This is a genomic window from Streptomyces sp. TLI_053 (genome assembly GCF_900105395.1).
Lineage (GTDB): Bacteria > Actinomycetota > Actinomycetes > Streptomycetales > Streptomycetaceae > Kitasatospora.
Map to the genome: position 1 here is coordinate 836,872 of NZ_LT629775.1, position 16,254 is coordinate 853,125.

Sequence of the window (16,254 nt, forward strand, 5' to 3'; positions counted from 1 at the left end):
TAGCCCAGCCGTCAACGCGGCGGCCCCAGGCGCTCGGTGGGCGTGGCGCCGGGCCCGGCGGGGAGATCCTCGATGCGGACCGGACCGGGGACGACCTGCTCGCTGTTCGGGCCGGCCACGGACTCGCCGTCCAGGTAGCGGCGGAGCCATTCGGCGAAGCTCATCGGGTACCGGTAGAACTCGTCGTCGGCGCCGACGTAGACCACCACCGACCAGGCGCCGGCCGCCCGGTCCCGGTGCAGGAAGACGTGCTCGCCGTGCGGGGTGCCGGTGATCGGGATCAGGCCGTCGGGGCCGCCGAAGCCCAGTGGTTCGGCGAATCCGGGGAAGTTCTCCTCGGTGAACTCGCAGTCCCGGTACACCTCGACGGTCTCGCGGATGTAGTGGCCGAGTCCGTTGACCTCCGTGGAGGGGTTCGACAGATGGACGGACCCGTTCAGCCGCACCGGCGCGTAACGGTCGGTGAGGACCTTGAGGTCGGCCGGCAGGTCCACGCCCAGCTCGGCCTCCAGGCGCTGCCAGTCCTCGGCCGCGGCGCCCGGCCCGGAGGCCGGGCCGAGGACGGCGTACAGCCGGGTGAGGTGCTCGTCCATCTGTCGACTCCTGTCGCCGCCCCTACGTCTTGGGGCAGTTGCTCGTCCCCTTGGTGCTGCCACCGGTCGGGGTCTGGGTGATCACGCAGTGCTTGAAGACCTTGTCCTCCAGGATGAAGTAATTGTATTCAAGCGACTCCACCACCCCGGTGTTGGCGCTGCGGTAGGTGGGTTCCACCGACACGGCGACGTGCTTGCCCTTCTTGATGGCCTGGACGATGTCCCGTTCGACGCCGCTGCTCAGGTACGGCGTGTTGGTCTTCTCGTAGATCGCCACCAGGTTGCGCAGGTCGATGCCCGAGCCCTTGGCGGCCGCCGGGATCAGGTGTCCGTTGGCCGCCTTCGGGTTCCCCGGCTCGGCCTCGATCTCGGTCATGCCGGGCGGCCGGGTGGAGCCGTTGGTGTTGACGCCGGGGCAGTTGCGGCCCTTGCAGTAGTCCGACCCGTCCAGCATCGCGAACACCCGGGTGGCCCGGCACTCGGAGCGCTGGAGGTGGTTGTCGTAGTAGCGCTGGCGCGGCATGAAGACGGCGTGCCCGGTCTCGCTGGTGCCCGGTCCGTCGTCGCACTTGTCGTCCTCACGGGTGCGGCCCTTGTTCTTTCCGCCCGGCACCGAGTCGGGGACGGGCCACAGGGCGGTCCGGTCCTGCTCGGTGGGCGCGAAGTGGGTCGGGTCGAGGCCGAGCAGACGGGTGAGCTCGTCGGCCAGGTAGACGGCGGTGAGGTTCATCAGCAACTGGGCGAAGTCCGGGGCCTTCCAGTCCGGCAGCGGGGCGGGCCGGTCGGGGATGGGCCGGGGCTCGGGAGCGCGTGGCAGGACGACCCGCTTGCAGCTGATGCAGGTGCCACCGCCACCACCGCCGCCACCGCCACCACCGCCTGCCCCGGTACCGGTGCCGGTCGGTGTCGTGGTGGGCGGCACGCCGTCGCCGCCGCACTCCTGGCGCCACCACTGGCGCTGGCAGCGCCGCTCGTTTCGGTCGTCGGTGCGGTCCACCGTCGTGGGCCGACCGAAGTAGTCGGCGCAGCTCATGCCGTAGCGGCCGGTGCAGGAGTCGTCGCCGAGCGGCTCGGCGTCGGAGATGATCGAGATGATCCGGCCGATGGGGCCCAGCAGCCGGCCGCCGAACTTCAGGGCCTTGCCACCGTTCTTGCCGCCCTGCTTGACGACGAACTTGCTGCCGCCGGTGATGGCCTTGTCGACGCCGCCGAGGCTGATGTCGGGGAAGACCGTGATGCAGGCCATGTTGGGGGCCGGGGTGACGCAGAGGTGGCCGGTGGGGTCGGTGCCGTCCAGCGGGTCCCCGTTGGCATAGCCGTAGCGGTTGGCCTGGGCGGAGCCGTCGCTGGGGTCGAGGTCCCAGGAGTCGCGGCTGGCGAAGCCGCCGGTGCCCGGCAGGTACCAGCGGGCGTGCATGTTGACCTCGCCACTCGCCGGGTCGGTCCACCCGCTCTGGTAGCCGAGGCTGGTGCCGGTCCCGGTCCGCGCCAGCGGCTTGCCGAAGGGATCGTAGGTGGTGCTGGAGCCGATCGCGGTGCCCGTCACGTCGAGCGTGGCCGTCACGTCGGTGTGCCGGTCGGTGCGCACCCGCCGGGGGCCGGCGGCGTCGGCGGCGGTCACCAGGGTGCCGTCGCTGTCGCGGCCGTAGCGCCAGGTGCCGTCGGAGATGAGGTTGTTGGTGCCTCCGTCGTAGGAGAAGACGGCGGTGCCGCGGCGGACGACGCGGTCCAGGCCGTCGTACTGGTAGGTGGTCTGGCCCTCGCCGACCAGGCGGTCGAAGGCGTCGTACGTCCGGGTGAGGTCGGTGCCGGCCGTGGTCGTCGCGGCGAGGGTGCCGCGCGCGGTGTAGCGGTAGGTACTGGTGCCGTCGGAGAGCAGTCGGTTGCGCTCGTCGTAGACGGCCGTCGCCGTCCCGTTCCCGGTGCGGTTACCGGCCGCGTCCCAGGTGTACCCGGTGCTGGAGGGGCCGTTGGTCCAGGAGGTCAACCGGCCGGCCTGGTCGTAGCCGTAGCGGTTGTCGGCCGCCGGAGTGGTGCCCGTGGCGCTCTCGGTACGGCGGGTCAGCCGGTCGTCGAGGTCGTACTCGTAAGCGGTGCCGGTGATCGTCGGATAGCCGTTGCCCTCCTGGACGACACGGTCGGCGGCGAGACGGCCGAGCGGGTCGTAGCTCAGGTAGCGGCCCGAGGTGGCCCGGAACTCGGCGGCCGGGTCGGCGGGGTTCTTCGTCGCGTAGTACTGGATGCTGCGACGGCCGTCGCCGTCGTAGCCGTACCAGAGCTGGGCGCCGCTCAACTGGTCGGAGGACCAGGCCAACTGGCCGTCCGCCTTGTAGCCGAAGGCCGCCCAGCCGGTCCTGCTGTCCCAGCGGTCGGTGAGCCGGCCGTCCTTGTCGTAGCCCCAGGACTGGTCGACGCCGGAGATCCGGGCCTCGATCAGCTGACCTCGGTCGTTGTAGGAGTAGTCCTGCGAGCTGATGCCGTTGCCGTTGGTGAGCACCGTCCGCCCGGCCTTGTCGTACTGGATGGTCCTGGCCTCGGTGGCGGCCTCGCCCCCTGTGCCGGTCTCCCCGGTCAGCCTGCCCATCGGGTCGTAGGTGCTGGTGCGGACGATCCCACCGGGCTCGGTGGCGCGGACGGCCCGCCCGGCGATGTCGTAGACGGTGGTCCAGGTCCGGTCGGCGGCTGCCGGGTGGGCAGCGGTGGCGGGCTCGACGGTCGACTCGGGAAGGTCCCAGGGCGTGTAGGTGTAGGTGGTGGTGTTGCCCTTGCCGTCGGTGAAGCGGGTGCGGTGGTCGGCGGCGTCGTAGCCGTAGGTGGTCGTGATCGTCTGACCCGTCGCCACCGGCTCCACCTGGCGGACCAGCCGGCCCCCGGCGTCGTAGCCGAGGGTGGCCGTCGCGCCGGTGGCAGGGCTGGTGGTGCTGGTCATCCGGCCTTCGAGGTCGTAGCCGCTCTGCCGGGTGCGCAGGACGGTGCCCGCCGGGTCGACGTCGGAGCTGCGGACGGCGTTGCCGAGCGCGTCGTAGCCGGTCACCACGGACTCGCCGAGCGGTGCGACGGTGCGGGTGACGCGTCCGAGCGCGTCGTACTCGGTGCGGGTGACCCGGCCCGCCGCGTCGGTGCCGCTGGTGGGCTGGCCGGCGGCGTTGTAGGTGGCCGTGCTGATGCTGCCCCCGGGGCTGGTGACCGCGGTCTGGTTGCCGGCGTCGTCCCAGCCGTAGCGGGTGGTGAGGTTCAGCAGGGTGGGCTTTCGCTCGACCACGGTGCCGGTCAGCCGGCGGCCGAGCTCGTCGTAGGTGGACTCGGTGCGGGCGCCGGTCGGGTCGGTGGCGGAGAGCTGGAGACCGGTGGGCGTCCAGGTCGCCTTCCAGACGGGCGGGTTGTCGTCGACGGGCGGCTGGAGGCCACCGGCGGAGTTGGGGTCGGTGCGCTGGAGCTGGTGCCCGAACCGGTCGTAGCCAAAGATGGTCCGGCGCCCGGCCGGGTCGACGGAGGCGGTGACCCGGGACAGCGCGTCGTACTCGGTTCGGGCGACCGGATTGAGCACCGTTCCGCCCGGCGGGGTGTAGCCGGGGAGCCGGCTCTCGGTGACCCGGCCCAGCCGGTCGACCGTCAGGGCAGTGGTGCGGCCGAGCGGGTCGGTGCCGGAGACCTTGTCACCGAAGGTGTTGTAGCCGGTCACCGTGGTCGGACGGACGACGGTCGCGGGCTGTCCGCCGCTTTCCGCGGAGACCGCGGGCTGCAGCTCCGTGACGAGTCGGCCGAGTTCGTCGTACCGGTAGGCGGTCGTGTACGCGGCCGGGTCAGCGCCGGGACCGTTGCCGTTCGGCGAGGTGCTGGTGAGCAGCAGGCCGCGCTGGTCGTACGTGTGTGTGGTGACGGCGGTCGGTCCGCCCGCGCTGGAGGACGACTCGGTCCGGACCAGCCGGCCGGCGGCGTCGTAAGCGGAGGTGGCGAGCTGATTCACGGTGGCGCCGGCCTTGGCCGTCGCCGAGGTCACGTGGTCGTCGGCGTCGTAGCCGTAGCTGACGGTGCGGTCCAGACCGCCGGGGTCGGCCACCGTGGTGACGGTCCGCCCGGCGGCGTCGACGGTGTGCACGGTCGTGCGGCCACCGGCGGTCACCTGCCTGACGAGGTGTCCGGCGCCGTCGTACTCGGCGCTCTCCAGCACGACCGGGTGCGTGGTGCCGTCGGACCGGGTGACGGACCGGGCGGTGACGGTGGCCGGCAGGCCGTCGTCGTAGTAGGTGTACGCGGTGGTGGCGCCCATGGCGTCGGTCACCGAAGCGAGCCGCCCGGCGGGGTCGTAGGCGCGCGACTCGGTGGTGAGGTCGCGGGCGGCCTTTCCGTCACCGTTCCATCCCTCGGCCACCGTGGTGGCCAGTTGGCCCCGGGCGGTGTAGGTCGAGCGGGTGACCTGGCCGAGCGGATCGGTCACCGAGGTGGTGCGGCCGAGTGCGTCGTAGCCGTACTTGGTCACTCCTCCCTCGGCATCGGTGGTCGTGGCCGGGCGGCCCGCCGCGTCGTAGCCGGTGCTGGTGGTGCGCGGCCGGTCACCGCCCAGCAGGTCCGCTCCGGTCACGGTCAGCAGGCGGCCGTCCTCGTCGAAGGTCCGGGTGATGCGCAGCTGGTGGGCGGTGCCGGAGACGGCGTCGGTGGTGCGGACGCCGGTCTCGGTGACGACCCGGGACAGCGGGTCGTGGTCGAAGGTGGTGGTCACTCCCCCCGGCTGGGCATCCGAGTACTGGGTCTCGGTGATGCGCCGACCCATGGCGTCGTAGGTGTAGCCGGTGCGCAGGCCGGACGGGGCCGTGCTGCCGGCGAGGTCGCCGGAGGCGAAGTAGGCGTAGCCGGTGGTGGCGCCGGAGGGGCTCACCTCGCTCGCCACCAGGCCGGCCGGGGTGAGGCCGCCACCGGTGGCGGGCTCGGTGCCGGTGGTGTAGGTCGTCCGGGAGACCCGGCCGTCGGGCAGGGTCGTGGTTTCCGGCAGGCCGAGCGCCGTGTAGCCGATGGCCGTCCGGTAGCGGTTGTCCGCGGGGCCGGTGGAGCGGGGGTCGCGGGTCTCGATCGGCTTGTCGTTGCGGGGGTCCTTGTCGTTGTCCTTGTTGAGGTAGTAGGTGGTGTAGCCGGTCCAGCAGGAGTCGAGGTCACGGCAGGTCGTCCGGGAGACGGTGTTGCCGCGGGCGTCCTGGCCGGTGATGGTGCTGTGGCCGTTGGGGTCGGTGACGGTGTGCAGGTAGCCGCCGGTGTCGTATCCGTAGGTGGTGGTGGCGCCGGTGGTGTCGGTGCGCGAGATGAGGCGCAGGCCGCGCTGGGCGTCGTAGACGTCGGTGGCAGTTGCGCCGGCCGGGTCGGTGACGGTCACCCGGGAGGCGAGCATGGTCGCGGCGGAGAGCGAGCGGGCCTGGTAGTGGGCGGCGACACGATCGGCGCTCAGGGGGTGCTGGTAGATCGCGGCCTCGTCGATGCTGCCCGTGAAACGGCTGACATCCGCCGGCGCCGCGGCCCAGCCCTTCGCGAACCCCGCCCCCAGATAGGTGTGCACATTGCGCTGGTGGTCCACCGCACCCGACGTCGACACACCGACCAGCGCACCGTCCAGATAGAGCGAGTGCCTCGCCCCCTCCGCCGACAGGACCACATGGTGCCAACCACCATCGGTCACCGCACCGGCACTGACGATCCCGTCACCACCGTAGAAGTGCCCGTACAACCTGTTGTCCGAACCCACATACAGAATCGGCGCCCAGTCCACCCCCGCACCCGGCGCACCCTCCATCGTCAACGACTGGTCACCCACCAGCACACCCGGCTTCTGCGTGCTGAACCACAACTCCACGGCCACGTCCTTCGAACCGTGCAACACCCCCTCCGGCACCTCCACCTGCGACTGCGCACCACCCGAGAAACGCACCGCCGTACCGTCCCCGGGGCCGAACACGCCAGGGCCGCCGGGCTGCGCACCGGAGCCGTACGTGCCGTCGCCCCGGGTGGCCGCGACCTCGCTCGCGGCGCGGGGACCGGCGGCCTCGTCGAGCCTCCAGAAGCCGGCCGGCGAGTCGGCGGCCACCGCGCCGCGGTAGCCGATCCCCTGGCCGGTGACCTGGGCACTGCGCGCGCGGTAGTGCGCGACCACGTCGGCCGCGCTCAGGGGGTGCTGGTAGATCGCGGCCTCGTCGATGCTGCCCGTGAAACGGCTGACATCCGCCGGCGCCGCGGCCCAGCCCTTCGCGAACCCCGCCCCCAGATAGGTGTGCACATTGCGCTGGTGGTCCACCGCACCCGACGTCGACACACCGACCAGCGCACCGTCCAGATAGAGCGAGTGCCTCGCCCCCTCCGCCGACAGGACCACATGGTGCCAACCACCATCGGTCACCGCACCGGCACTGACGATCCCGTCACCACCGTAGAAGTGCCCGTACAACCTGTTGTCCGAACCCACATACAGAATCGGCGCCCAGTCCACCCCCGCACCCGGCGCACCCTCCATCGTCAACGACTGGTCACCCACCAGCACACCCGGCTTCTGCGTGCTGAACCACAACTCCACGGCCACGTCCTTCGAACCGTGCAACACCCCCTCCGGCACCTCCACCTGCGACTGCGCACCACCCGAGAAACGCACCGCGGTGTCGTCGGCGGGTGAGAAGACGCCCGGGGCCCGGAGGCCGACGCCGCTGCTGTAGCTGCCCGCCGTGCCGGTGCCGACCTCGCCGGCGGCGACGGCGCCCTCACGCTCGCCCAGCCGCCAGTAACCGGCCGGGTCGGAGGCCTTCACGGCGTTGCTGTAGAGGAACGAGCCGCCGGTGTACGCGGGCTCGGAGACCTTCCAGGTGCTGCCCGCCCCGTCGGTGACGGTGGCGACGCGCTCGGTCGCGGCGTTGTAGGCGATCCGGGCGGTGGTCCGGCCTGAGGGCAGTGTCACCTTGGTGAGCTGGGCGGCCGGGGTGCGCAGCGCGGCGTGCGCCGCCGCGACCTGTTCGGTCACCGGGTAGTCGTAGAAGGCGACTTCGTCGATCTGACCGGTGAAGGCGGTCTGCGCGGGCGCGTCCGGCCAGCCGGGGGTGTAGCCGTTGCCGAGGTAGGTGAGCTCCTGGTCGAGGTGGTCGACGGTGCCGGCCAGCGTGCCGACCTGGCGTCCGTCGAGGAACAGCGCCTGGGTGGTCACGGCCGAGGAAAGCACCACGTGGTGCCAGGTGTTGTCGGTGACCGGGGCGGTGGAGGTGATCGGACTCGGCCCGCCCTGCCAGAACTCGGCCCGCAGCCTGCCGTTGGCGTCGACGTAGAGCGCGGGGGTGTAGTGCCAGGGCGACTGGCCCATCTCCTTGTTGGCGTAGGAGAGGATCACGCCGGGCGCGGAGGTGCGGAACCAGAGCTCGACCGACCGGGAGGTCGAGGCGCTGACGGTCTTCCTCGGCAACTCGACGAAGGAGCCGGCCCGGCCGGGGAAGACGGTGGAGCCGTCACCGGTGCTGCCGGGTGCTCCGAGCGGGTCGAAGGTCACGTCGGAGGCTCGGGCCGGGGCCCGGTCGGCGATCTGGGCCTCGTTGGCGATGCCGGTGCCGTCGGCCGCGCCGAGCCTCCAGTAGCCGACCGGTCCGGCGTCCAGGACGGCGGAGCGGTAGCGCGAACCGTCGGCGTATTCGTAGCCGGTGCACCCGGTGGTGGCGGTGGTGGCCACACCGGGCGGGCAGACCTTGGTGAGACGGTCGCCGGTGTAGACGTACGTCCAGCTGCCGGTGGCGCCGGAGGCGGTCACCGAGGTGATGTGGCCGCCGGTCCAGGTGAAGTCGAGGGCCCGCCCGGACAGCACGTCCTTGGCACGGGCGAGTCGACCGGCGGTGTAGGAGATCTCCTGGGCGTGCCCGGCGGCGTCGGCCGTGCGGACCAGGCGACCGGCGGCGTCGAAGGTGTGCACGCTGCCGGTCCGGTCGGTCAGCGTCCAGCCGCCGCCGTCCTGCTTGCGCAGTTCGGCGGCCTGTCCGGGGCCCGCGACGTAGGCCTTCGCGGCGGCGTCCCAGGCGAACCTGGCGCGCGAGCCGTTGGAGGCGGTGAGCAGCACGTTCCCGGGCAAGGAGAGCCAGCTGCTGGCCTCGACATCGATCCGCATGTCCCAGCGGCTGGTCCAGCCGGCGCCGAAGGCCCCGTCGGTACGCGGGTCCAGGGAGTTGTAGCTGCGGGTGACGGACAGCTCGGGACCGACGGTGGGCAGCGTCGCGTCGGTGGCGGCGGTGGCGTAGTTGCCCGCCGCCGCGTTGATGTCGCGGCCGGCGTCGGCCGCGGTGGTGTACTGGGTCGGCTGCGGGACGACGGTGCGGAAGAAGGCGGGCTGGGAGGTCGGGCTGGCCGCCGCGCCGTCACCGACCTCGGCGTACCAGGCGTACTGCTCGTTCCACTTCAGCCATCCGTCGGGCACCACGAAGGCACCGGAGGGCTGCCAGGCGGACTGCTGGCAGCCGACGTCGTTCTTCTGTCCCTCCACCCGGCAGACGGTGAAGCGGTAGTCGACGGTGGAACGCGGGGCGTGGTCGGCGTCGGTGCCCTCGGCGGTGAGCGTCGGCTGGAGGTGGCGGACCACGGAGTGCGAGAGCGGGGCCATGCCGGTCAGCACGGGAGGGATGTTGACCGAGGAGAACCGGATGGTCAGCGGGGGTATGCCGGTGTCCGCGTAGAAGTTGCTGTGCCCGAAGTCGTCCATCGTCCAGGCGATGGTGTACGTCCCCTGGGGCAGCGTGCGGATGTGCGCGTCGAAGATGTTGCCGGCGTGGGTCGGGGTGTCGGCCGAGACGGAGGTCCAGGCGATGTTCGTCCCGTAGTTGGTGATGTTGTTGCCCCACTCGTCGAAGAGCAGGTACGACATCTTGTAGTTGCTGGACGGCGTCCAGGTGTCCTGGCCGCGGTTCCAGGCCCGGATGCGGAAGATGCCTTCCTGGGTGGCGGTGACCGGCTGGACCCAGCCGTACAGGTCGTAGTCGGCGCCGTACTTGGACCAGGTGATGTCGAGGCTGGGCGCGCCCGGGCCGTCGTTCTCGCTGGCGAACTTCTTCCAGCCGTAGGAGTCCCAGTCGTCGGCCTTGACGGCGAGCCCGTAGTTGGCCTGCCAGCCGTGCGTCCAGCGGTTGACGAGGTTCTTGCCCTCCTCCCCGAGGTCGATGGTCTCCCAGTCGGGGGCGCAGGCCCAGGTGCTGCTGCCCTCGGCGTGCCAGCCGTGGGCGAAGCTCTTCGACACCAGGGCGCCGCCGATCGACGGGCCGGGCCACGTGCGGACCGAACCCTGCGACCAGTTGGAGGTCACCGGGTGGACGGTCACCGGCCGGGCGTTGCAGGAGTAGGACCAGCTGTTGTAGAGCGCGAGCTTGGCGCTGAGCACGGTGGCGTTGCGCAGCGTGTTCTCCAGGCCGTTGAACTTCAGGAAGGCCGCCGCCCGGTTTCCGCCACCGTTGTAGGTGCCGACCTTGAGGAGGGTGTCGGAGGAGAAGTCCGCGTTGTTCGGGGAGAGCACGTAGGTGCTCTCGACCGCCTTCACCCGGGAGACCGAGGGATCCACGATGACGGGGAAGACCCGCTCGGGCGCGCGCAGCCAGTCCTGGTCGAGCTTCACCTTGAGCGCCACGCCGTCGCCGACCGGTACCAGCTCGTACGTCACGCCGCTGGAGACGACGCCCTGCCCGCCGGAGTCGGGGGCCTGGTGGGAGTCCTCCATCCAGCCGGCCGGCATCCGGCCGCGGACGGTGCCCGCGGCGTCGGTGAACTGCAGGGCGCCGTTCGGGTCGAGGGCGGCGTTCAGCCCCTGGAGGCGCAGCGGGAAGACCCACTCGGTGGGGGCGTCGGCGTTCTTGAGCACCAGCGTCTCCTTGAAGGAGTCGCTGCCGGCACGGAACGTGACGTCCGCGTGCGGGACGGCACCGGGGTAGGTGATCGTGCTGCCCTCCGCGGTGCCCGGCACGGCGGCGGCGCCCTGGAGGGCGTAGCCGACCGAGAGCCCGTCGCCGAGGCTCAGTCGGACCAGCGGGTCGTGGTCGGCGGTCAGCGCGAAGTCGAGCCGCTGTTCGCCGGAGGTGGTGGTCCAGCCGTCCTGGGTGGGGGCGGCGCGACCGAGGGAGGCCGTGCCGGTGGGCAGCAGGGTGGTGTCGATGGCCACCCAGGACCCGTCGGACCGACGGAAGTTGACCGGGGCCGGGTAGTACCGGGTGGTGTAGGTACCGTCGGTGTTGCGGAAGGTGCGCTCCTGCTCGGCGCGCTTGTCGACGACCTCGGTGCTCCGGGCCGGGTTGAATCCTTCGGTGGGCTTGGCCGGGACGTCGGGGGCCGGCACGACCTCGGCCTTCGGCGGCGCCACCGGCGCGGGGGCCGCGGCAGGAACAGCGGGGGTCGGGGTCGGGTCCTCCGGGGCGAGTTCACCGGCGGCTGCCTCGTGCCCGGTGCGGCCGCCGTCGGCGCCCGCACCGGTGAGCTCGGCCGGTACCTCGCTCGGCCGCCCGGCCGCGTCGGAGCCGACCTGCTTGGGCAGTGCCCCCGGATCGGGGGCTGCGGCCACGACGGGTGGCGGTGCGACGGCGCTCGCCCCGCTGGCGGCGGCGAGCACAGTGAGCACCGTGCAGATGAGCAGCGCAAGGCAACGACGCAGTGCCAACACCGAAAGAATTCCCCCGACTCGTACTGAAGATCGGGCAGAGATATATCGGACCGGTGTTCCGGCTGAGAAGGCCGATCGGACCCGAACCGGCACGAAGGTGACCGGTATCACAGGGGGAAACGGTGCATCGGACGCTCAAGCGTCATGTATCGCCCACGGACGGAGGGAACTGTTCCGGCCTCGGAAACGTCTCGGCGCGGCGAGTGCGGAGCCGGTGGCGGACTGCCGGCCGGCTCCGCGGCGCCCCGGGCCTCGCCTCACCTCGCCTCAGGAGGTCTCCAGCCCCAGGCCCGTGACGCGGAGGAACCCGTGGTCGGCCAGCTGGGGCGAGAGCCCGATGCCCGGGCGGCGGGCGGTGATGCTGCCGGGGCCGAGGCCGAAGCCGGAGTCGCCGCTGATGCCGCGGGCCGCGAGTTCGGTGGTGATCAGTGCGGCGACCTCACGGGCGGTCTCCTCCGTCGGGTTCCGCCACTCCGCCTTGAAGCGGCGGCCCGAGGCCTGCCAGCCGTCCGCCGTCATCGCGGCCGAGCCCTCGTCCAGGTCTCCGGGGCGCGGGCCGACTCGCAGCAGCACGCCCTTCACGGTGCTGTAGGTGACCGAGAGTCCGCCGCTGATCTGCGGCGCGGCTATCGTGAACATGGCCTTCTCGCCCGGCCGCTGCACCGGCAGCTGCTCGATCCACGCCGCCAGGAGGCACTCCAGCCCCTCCCGCAGGTGCGGCAGCGACAGGGCGAGCCGCCCGCCCGGCAGGTAGTCGGCCGTACCGCCGGGGGCCTGGACCGGCATGTGCAGCTGCCAGCTGTACGGCAGCCGCGGGAAGTCGCTCGGCCCCTCGGAGCCGCCGGACGGGCCGCCCCACTCGAAGGTGCCGTGCTCCTCCTCCTCGAACGCCGCGGCCGGTTCGGTCTCCAGCCGGACCCGCCGCCCCCCGCAGAGCAGCCGCAGCAGCCGGCCGTGCTCGCCGGCCTCGCGCCAGCGGACGTCCGGCCCGTCGGGGCCGCCGCCGAAGAACGTCGGCTCGCCGAGGACGGCGCAGACCGCCCGGTAGATCTCGCCGAACACGTCACGGCGGTGCTCCAGCGTCGACGGGCCGAGCTCGAACCGGTGCAGGTCCAGCACGTCGTAGGTGCCCTCCGGGGCGCCGCGCAGGTAGCCGCGCAGGGCGAAGGACGGTGTGCAGTACGGGTCGGGGGTGCGGATGTCGACATAGCCGTCGCCGAACCCGCCCTCGGCCCCGGGCAGTTCGGCGACCGCTCGGCGGACGGCCTCGACCGGCAGGTACCCGCCGGGCGCGTCGTGCAGCAGCGGGACCAACGCCGCCACCATGGCGGGCAGTTCGGGGCTGACGTGCCGGACCTCCCGCACATGGGGCTGGATCGCTATCCAGGCCCGGCGGTCGTTGGCCTGGAGCAGCATGGTGCGCCCGGCGGACTGCCAGCGCAGGCCGAACCCGTCGGCGGCCGTCGGCACGGGCGTGGGCGCGCCGACCGCGCGCAGCGCCTCGGAGAGCGTGCGCAGCGCGGCGTGGCGCTCACCGGCCGGCGTCGGCAGGCGGAACTGCAGCAGCGGCACCCAGGCCCGCCGGAAGGTGTCGGCCTTCGGCTCGGTGGTGCCGAGGAAGAGCTCGGCACCGGCCGGCCAGCGCAGCTCGGCCTGCAGACCGACCACGAGGATGTCGGTGAACGCCCGGCGGATCTTCCAGTCGGGCCGGGCCTCCACCAGCCGCTCGACGTCCGCCCGCGTCCAGCAGTCGTCGAGGTCGTGCAGGGTACGGACCAGCTCGACGGTGGTCGGCAGATCGGCGGTCCAGGTCACGGCGGAGGCGTCGGTGTTCGCGGCGTCGTTCATGCGGGCGATCATGGCAGCCACCACCGACAACCGGCCTCGGCCGTGTCGCGACAGCCGACGCGGACCGGTTCAGAGGATCGCGCAGACGGCCCGCTTCAGCCGGTAGGCCTCCCCGAGGAGCTCCATCCGTTCCGTGGCGGGAAGCCTCAGCCTGCAGTAGCTCTTCAGATGCGCGCGAAGCCCCTCGGGCATGTCGATCATGTCGGACAGGTAGAAGAGTTCGGTGCGCTCGTCGTCGATGTCGGGATCCTCCGGCCACGCGAGCGAAGCCACGAGGGCGATCGACTGCAGCAGCTTGCCCAGCCGGAACCAACGGAACTCCTCACCGGTCGAGCGTTCCTCGACCAGCCCGATCACCTCCGGCAGAAGCCCTCCGTAGGCCACCATGACGGCCCGGCCGGCCGCGACGGACCGCGCCACTTCCAGCCCGGCCCTGATCTCGTGCAGCGGTTCGACCTCGGCGTCGTCGAGGCCGAGGATCCGCAGCGACCCCAGGAACTCCTCGAACCGGTCGGGCGCGTCCTGCTGAAGCGTTGTCGCATCACCGACGGCGCAGCCGGCCTTGAAGAGGTGCAGCGGCCGGTTCGGGGCCTGTGCCCGCTCGGCCGGACCGACCGGCGCCGGGTCGGGACGGTCGTCCCACTCGGCGGCCGCCTTCTTCCGCAGCCGTTCCGCCCTCGCCACATCACCGTCCAGGTGCACGACCAGCCGGTTCAGACTGCCCTCGTTGATCAGCCGGACGCCGGTGAAGAACGGCCAGAGCATGCTCCTGCTCATCGCGGTGCCCTGCGCCATCTCGGCCAGCGAGGGCCGCCCCGCGGTCCGATGCAGTTCGTCGAGGTGCTCCAGGAGGGCACGAACCGCCCCGTCGCGCGGCCATCTGGACCTGTCGAACCCCGCCAACCCGAATCCCGCCCCTCACGTCCCGGTCCACCGACCGCTCCCGCAGGTGTCCGCAGAACGACGCACCCGGATCAGCAACAGTCGACGAACACTCCGGTCACCGGCCCCCGTTGCCCGCCATTGTGCCCGGTCCGTGCGCAGCACGTCCGCACTTCGTTCTTCTCCGCCGAACGCACCCGATTCTTGAGGAGCGCACAGGAGCGGAGCCGGCCGGCCCCACAGCAACGACGAGGAGCCCCTCATGGACACCTGGCTGACCCTGGTCAGTGCCGCCGGCGAGATCGCCTCGTTCGCCGGCGCCCTCATCTCCGCCCTCACGGCGCTCGGCGACCGCCGCCGTGCCGCCGACAAGCCGACCACCCGGCACCACGACGAGTGAGCACCGTTCGCCGCCGCTCCGCACACGTGCTGTGCGGAGCGGCGGCGGCCCTACCCGGGCCCGGCCGTGGCCGGGGCGAGGGTGGCGGTGCCGTGGAGGACCGGACCGGCGGCGCGGGCGGCTTCCGGGCTCCGGGCGAGGGCCCGGGCCGCCCGGCCGGAGCCCGGGTCGGCGAGGTCGGGGTCGGGGTCGGTGAAGTCGGTCGGCCAGGTTCCCGGCGGCACCACGATCACCACCACCGTCTGCCTCCCGGCGGCCGCCGACAGCCACCCCGCCGACACCGGGACCTCGGAGACCGGCTCCCAGACCTCGCCGCCGGCCAGGCGCAGGCGTACCGGCACGCCCTCGCACGTCTCGACCACCGCGTCCGTGTCCGGCGGCTCTCCCGCCGCCGGTGCGAAGCCGCTCGCCGGCGCCGCCTCGACGAAGGCCGGGTGCAGTCGCCGGCCGACCTCCACCACGAGCACCGCGAACGGCGGCCCGGCCGCGGCCTCGCGCACCACGGGCGCCCACACGACAGGCACCGGCGGTGCGTCGCGCCGCGGTCCCGCCGTCCGGACGCCCCTCCGACGCCCGAGGCCCGACCCCGACCCCGACCCCGGTCCCGGTCCCGGTCCTGGTCCTGGTCCGAACATCCCGTCCGGCAGGCGCACCGGACCGCGCGGTCCCCAGATCATCCCGCCGTCACCCCGGCCGTGTCCCGTATCCGCCGTCGGCCCGTGCTCCCGTGCTGAGGACTGATCATGCCGCCGATCCTGCCGCCCCGGCCGCACCCGCGCCTGAGTACCCGTACTCAATCCACCGGGCGGAGCGGAAGCCGGCGGGGGTTCGGCCCCGGGACCGGACGGCAGCTCAGGAGGGCTCCACCGCACCGCCGTTGAGCGCGGTGCCGGTGCCGGTACGCAGATGGAGGGCGGTGCGGCCGGTGCGGCGGGTGCTCACCAGGCCCGCGCCGCGCAGGGCGCCCAGGTGCTGCGAGACGGCGCTCGGGCTGACGCCGAGCCGGTCGGCGAGCTCGGGGGTGGACAGCGGTTCGGCGAGCGCGTCCAGCATGGCGGCCCGGGTGCGGCCGAGGACGGCGGCCAGCCCGTCCGAGGAGGGCCGGGGCCGCTCCCACAGCAGTCCGACACCGGTCGCCGGATAGCGGATCGAGGCGGCGGCGCGCGGCGAGTGGTCGACGAGCACGTCCGGCCAGGCGAACACCGACGGCATCAGCACCAGGCCGTGCCCGCCGCCCGCGACCGTCCACGGCGCGGCGGTCCTGCGACGGCCGCCCACCAGCAACTCGCCCTCCCGCCACACCACGTCGGAGTGCAGCTCGGCGAACAGGCCCTCCACCCCGGCGTCCACCAGCGCCACCGCCCGCCGACCGAGGTCCGCCTCCAGCACCGCCCGCATCCGCCCCCAGTGCGGAGCCACCAGCCGGGAGTGGCAGCGGTCCAGCGCGTCGGCGGCCCGGGCCAGCAGTTCGGCCGCCTCCGGCAGCTCGCGGGCCGCCCGGGCCGGCCCCAGCGCAGCGGCGCACTCGGCGGCGACATAGCCGGGGTCGACCGCCCGCAGGCCCGCCAGTTCGGTGGCGAAGGCAGGCACCCGCCCGTCCGGCAGCGGGAACAGGAAGGCGGGCAGACAGCCCTCCAGCAGGGTTCGCAGCAGGGGCAGTTCGGGCTCGGCCGCGAGCGCCGGACGGGCCTCCCGCAGCCACGGCAGGTGGACCTGGTGACCGCCCGCGCCGAGCGCCGCCCGCACCCCGAGCACCGTCTCGGCCAGCGGCGACACCGCGAGCCGCACCCGGGCCACCTCCGCCGCCGACAGCCGGATCTCCACCGCCACGACCGCCGCCCCCTTCCGATCATTAAGCCGTGACTGAACGATAGCCGCACCGACCGACCGCC

7 protein-coding genes are annotated in these 16,254 nt (G+C 72.8%); 1 reads left to right on the forward strand and 6 read right to left on the reverse strand.

The window, feature by feature from the left end; translation table 11 throughout:
* Positions 1-11 precede the first annotated feature (11 nt).
* The 4 genes from BLU95_RS03010 to BLU95_RS03025 all read right to left on the reverse strand — a co-directional run bounded on the left by BLU95_RS03010 (position 12) and on the right by BLU95_RS03025 (position 13,857).
* A complete protein-coding gene (locus BLU95_RS03010; RefSeq protein ID WP_093858552.1) occupies positions 12-593 on the reverse strand; it encodes an SMI1/KNR4 family protein in 582 nt (193 codons plus the stop codon).
* 22 nt (positions 594-615) lie between these two features.
* On the reverse strand, positions 616-11,229 hold the full coding sequence (locus BLU95_RS44925; protein ID WP_286158615.1) for a LamG-like jellyroll fold domain-containing protein: 10,614 nt from the start codon (positions 11,227-11,229) through the stop codon (positions 616-618).
* A 270-nt stretch (positions 11,230-11,499) separates the two neighbouring features.
* The gene (locus tag BLU95_RS03020) at positions 11,500-13,080 is read right to left on the reverse strand and encodes a hypothetical protein (protein ID WP_159424741.1); all 1,581 of its coding nucleotides are present in this window, start codon (positions 13,078-13,080) and stop codon (positions 11,500-11,502) included.
* Positions 13,081-13,149: 69 nt separating this feature from the next.
* Positions 13,150-13,857 (reverse strand): hypothetical protein, encoded by a 708-nt coding sequence (locus BLU95_RS03025; protein ID WP_159424742.1) that lies wholly within the window; start codon positions 13,855-13,857, stop codon positions 13,150-13,152.
* Positions 13,858-14,224: 367 nt separating this feature from the next.
* Here BLU95_RS03025 and BLU95_RS42075 point away from each other — a divergent pair, with 367 nt between their 5' ends.
* On the forward strand, positions 14,225-14,362 hold the full coding sequence (locus BLU95_RS42075; protein WP_159424743.1) for a hypothetical protein: 138 nt from the start codon (positions 14,225-14,227) through the stop codon (positions 14,360-14,362).
* A 50-nt stretch (positions 14,363-14,412) separates the two neighbouring features.
* On the opposite strand, the gene BLU95_RS03030 is transcribed toward BLU95_RS42075, so the two are convergent.
* Together BLU95_RS03030 and BLU95_RS03035 are read right to left on the reverse strand one after the other, a co-directional pair.
* Positions 14,413-14,886 (reverse strand): hypothetical protein, encoded by a 474-nt coding sequence (locus tag BLU95_RS03030; protein ID WP_159424744.1) that lies wholly within the window; start codon positions 14,884-14,886, stop codon positions 14,413-14,415.
* Between the two features lie 328 nt (positions 14,887-15,214).
* The gene (locus tag BLU95_RS03035) at positions 15,215-16,192 is read right to left on the reverse strand and encodes a winged helix-turn-helix domain-containing protein (RefSeq protein ID WP_197698704.1); all 978 of its coding nucleotides are present in this window, start codon (positions 16,190-16,192) and stop codon (positions 15,215-15,217) included.
* Positions 16,193-16,254: the final 62 nt, after the last annotated feature.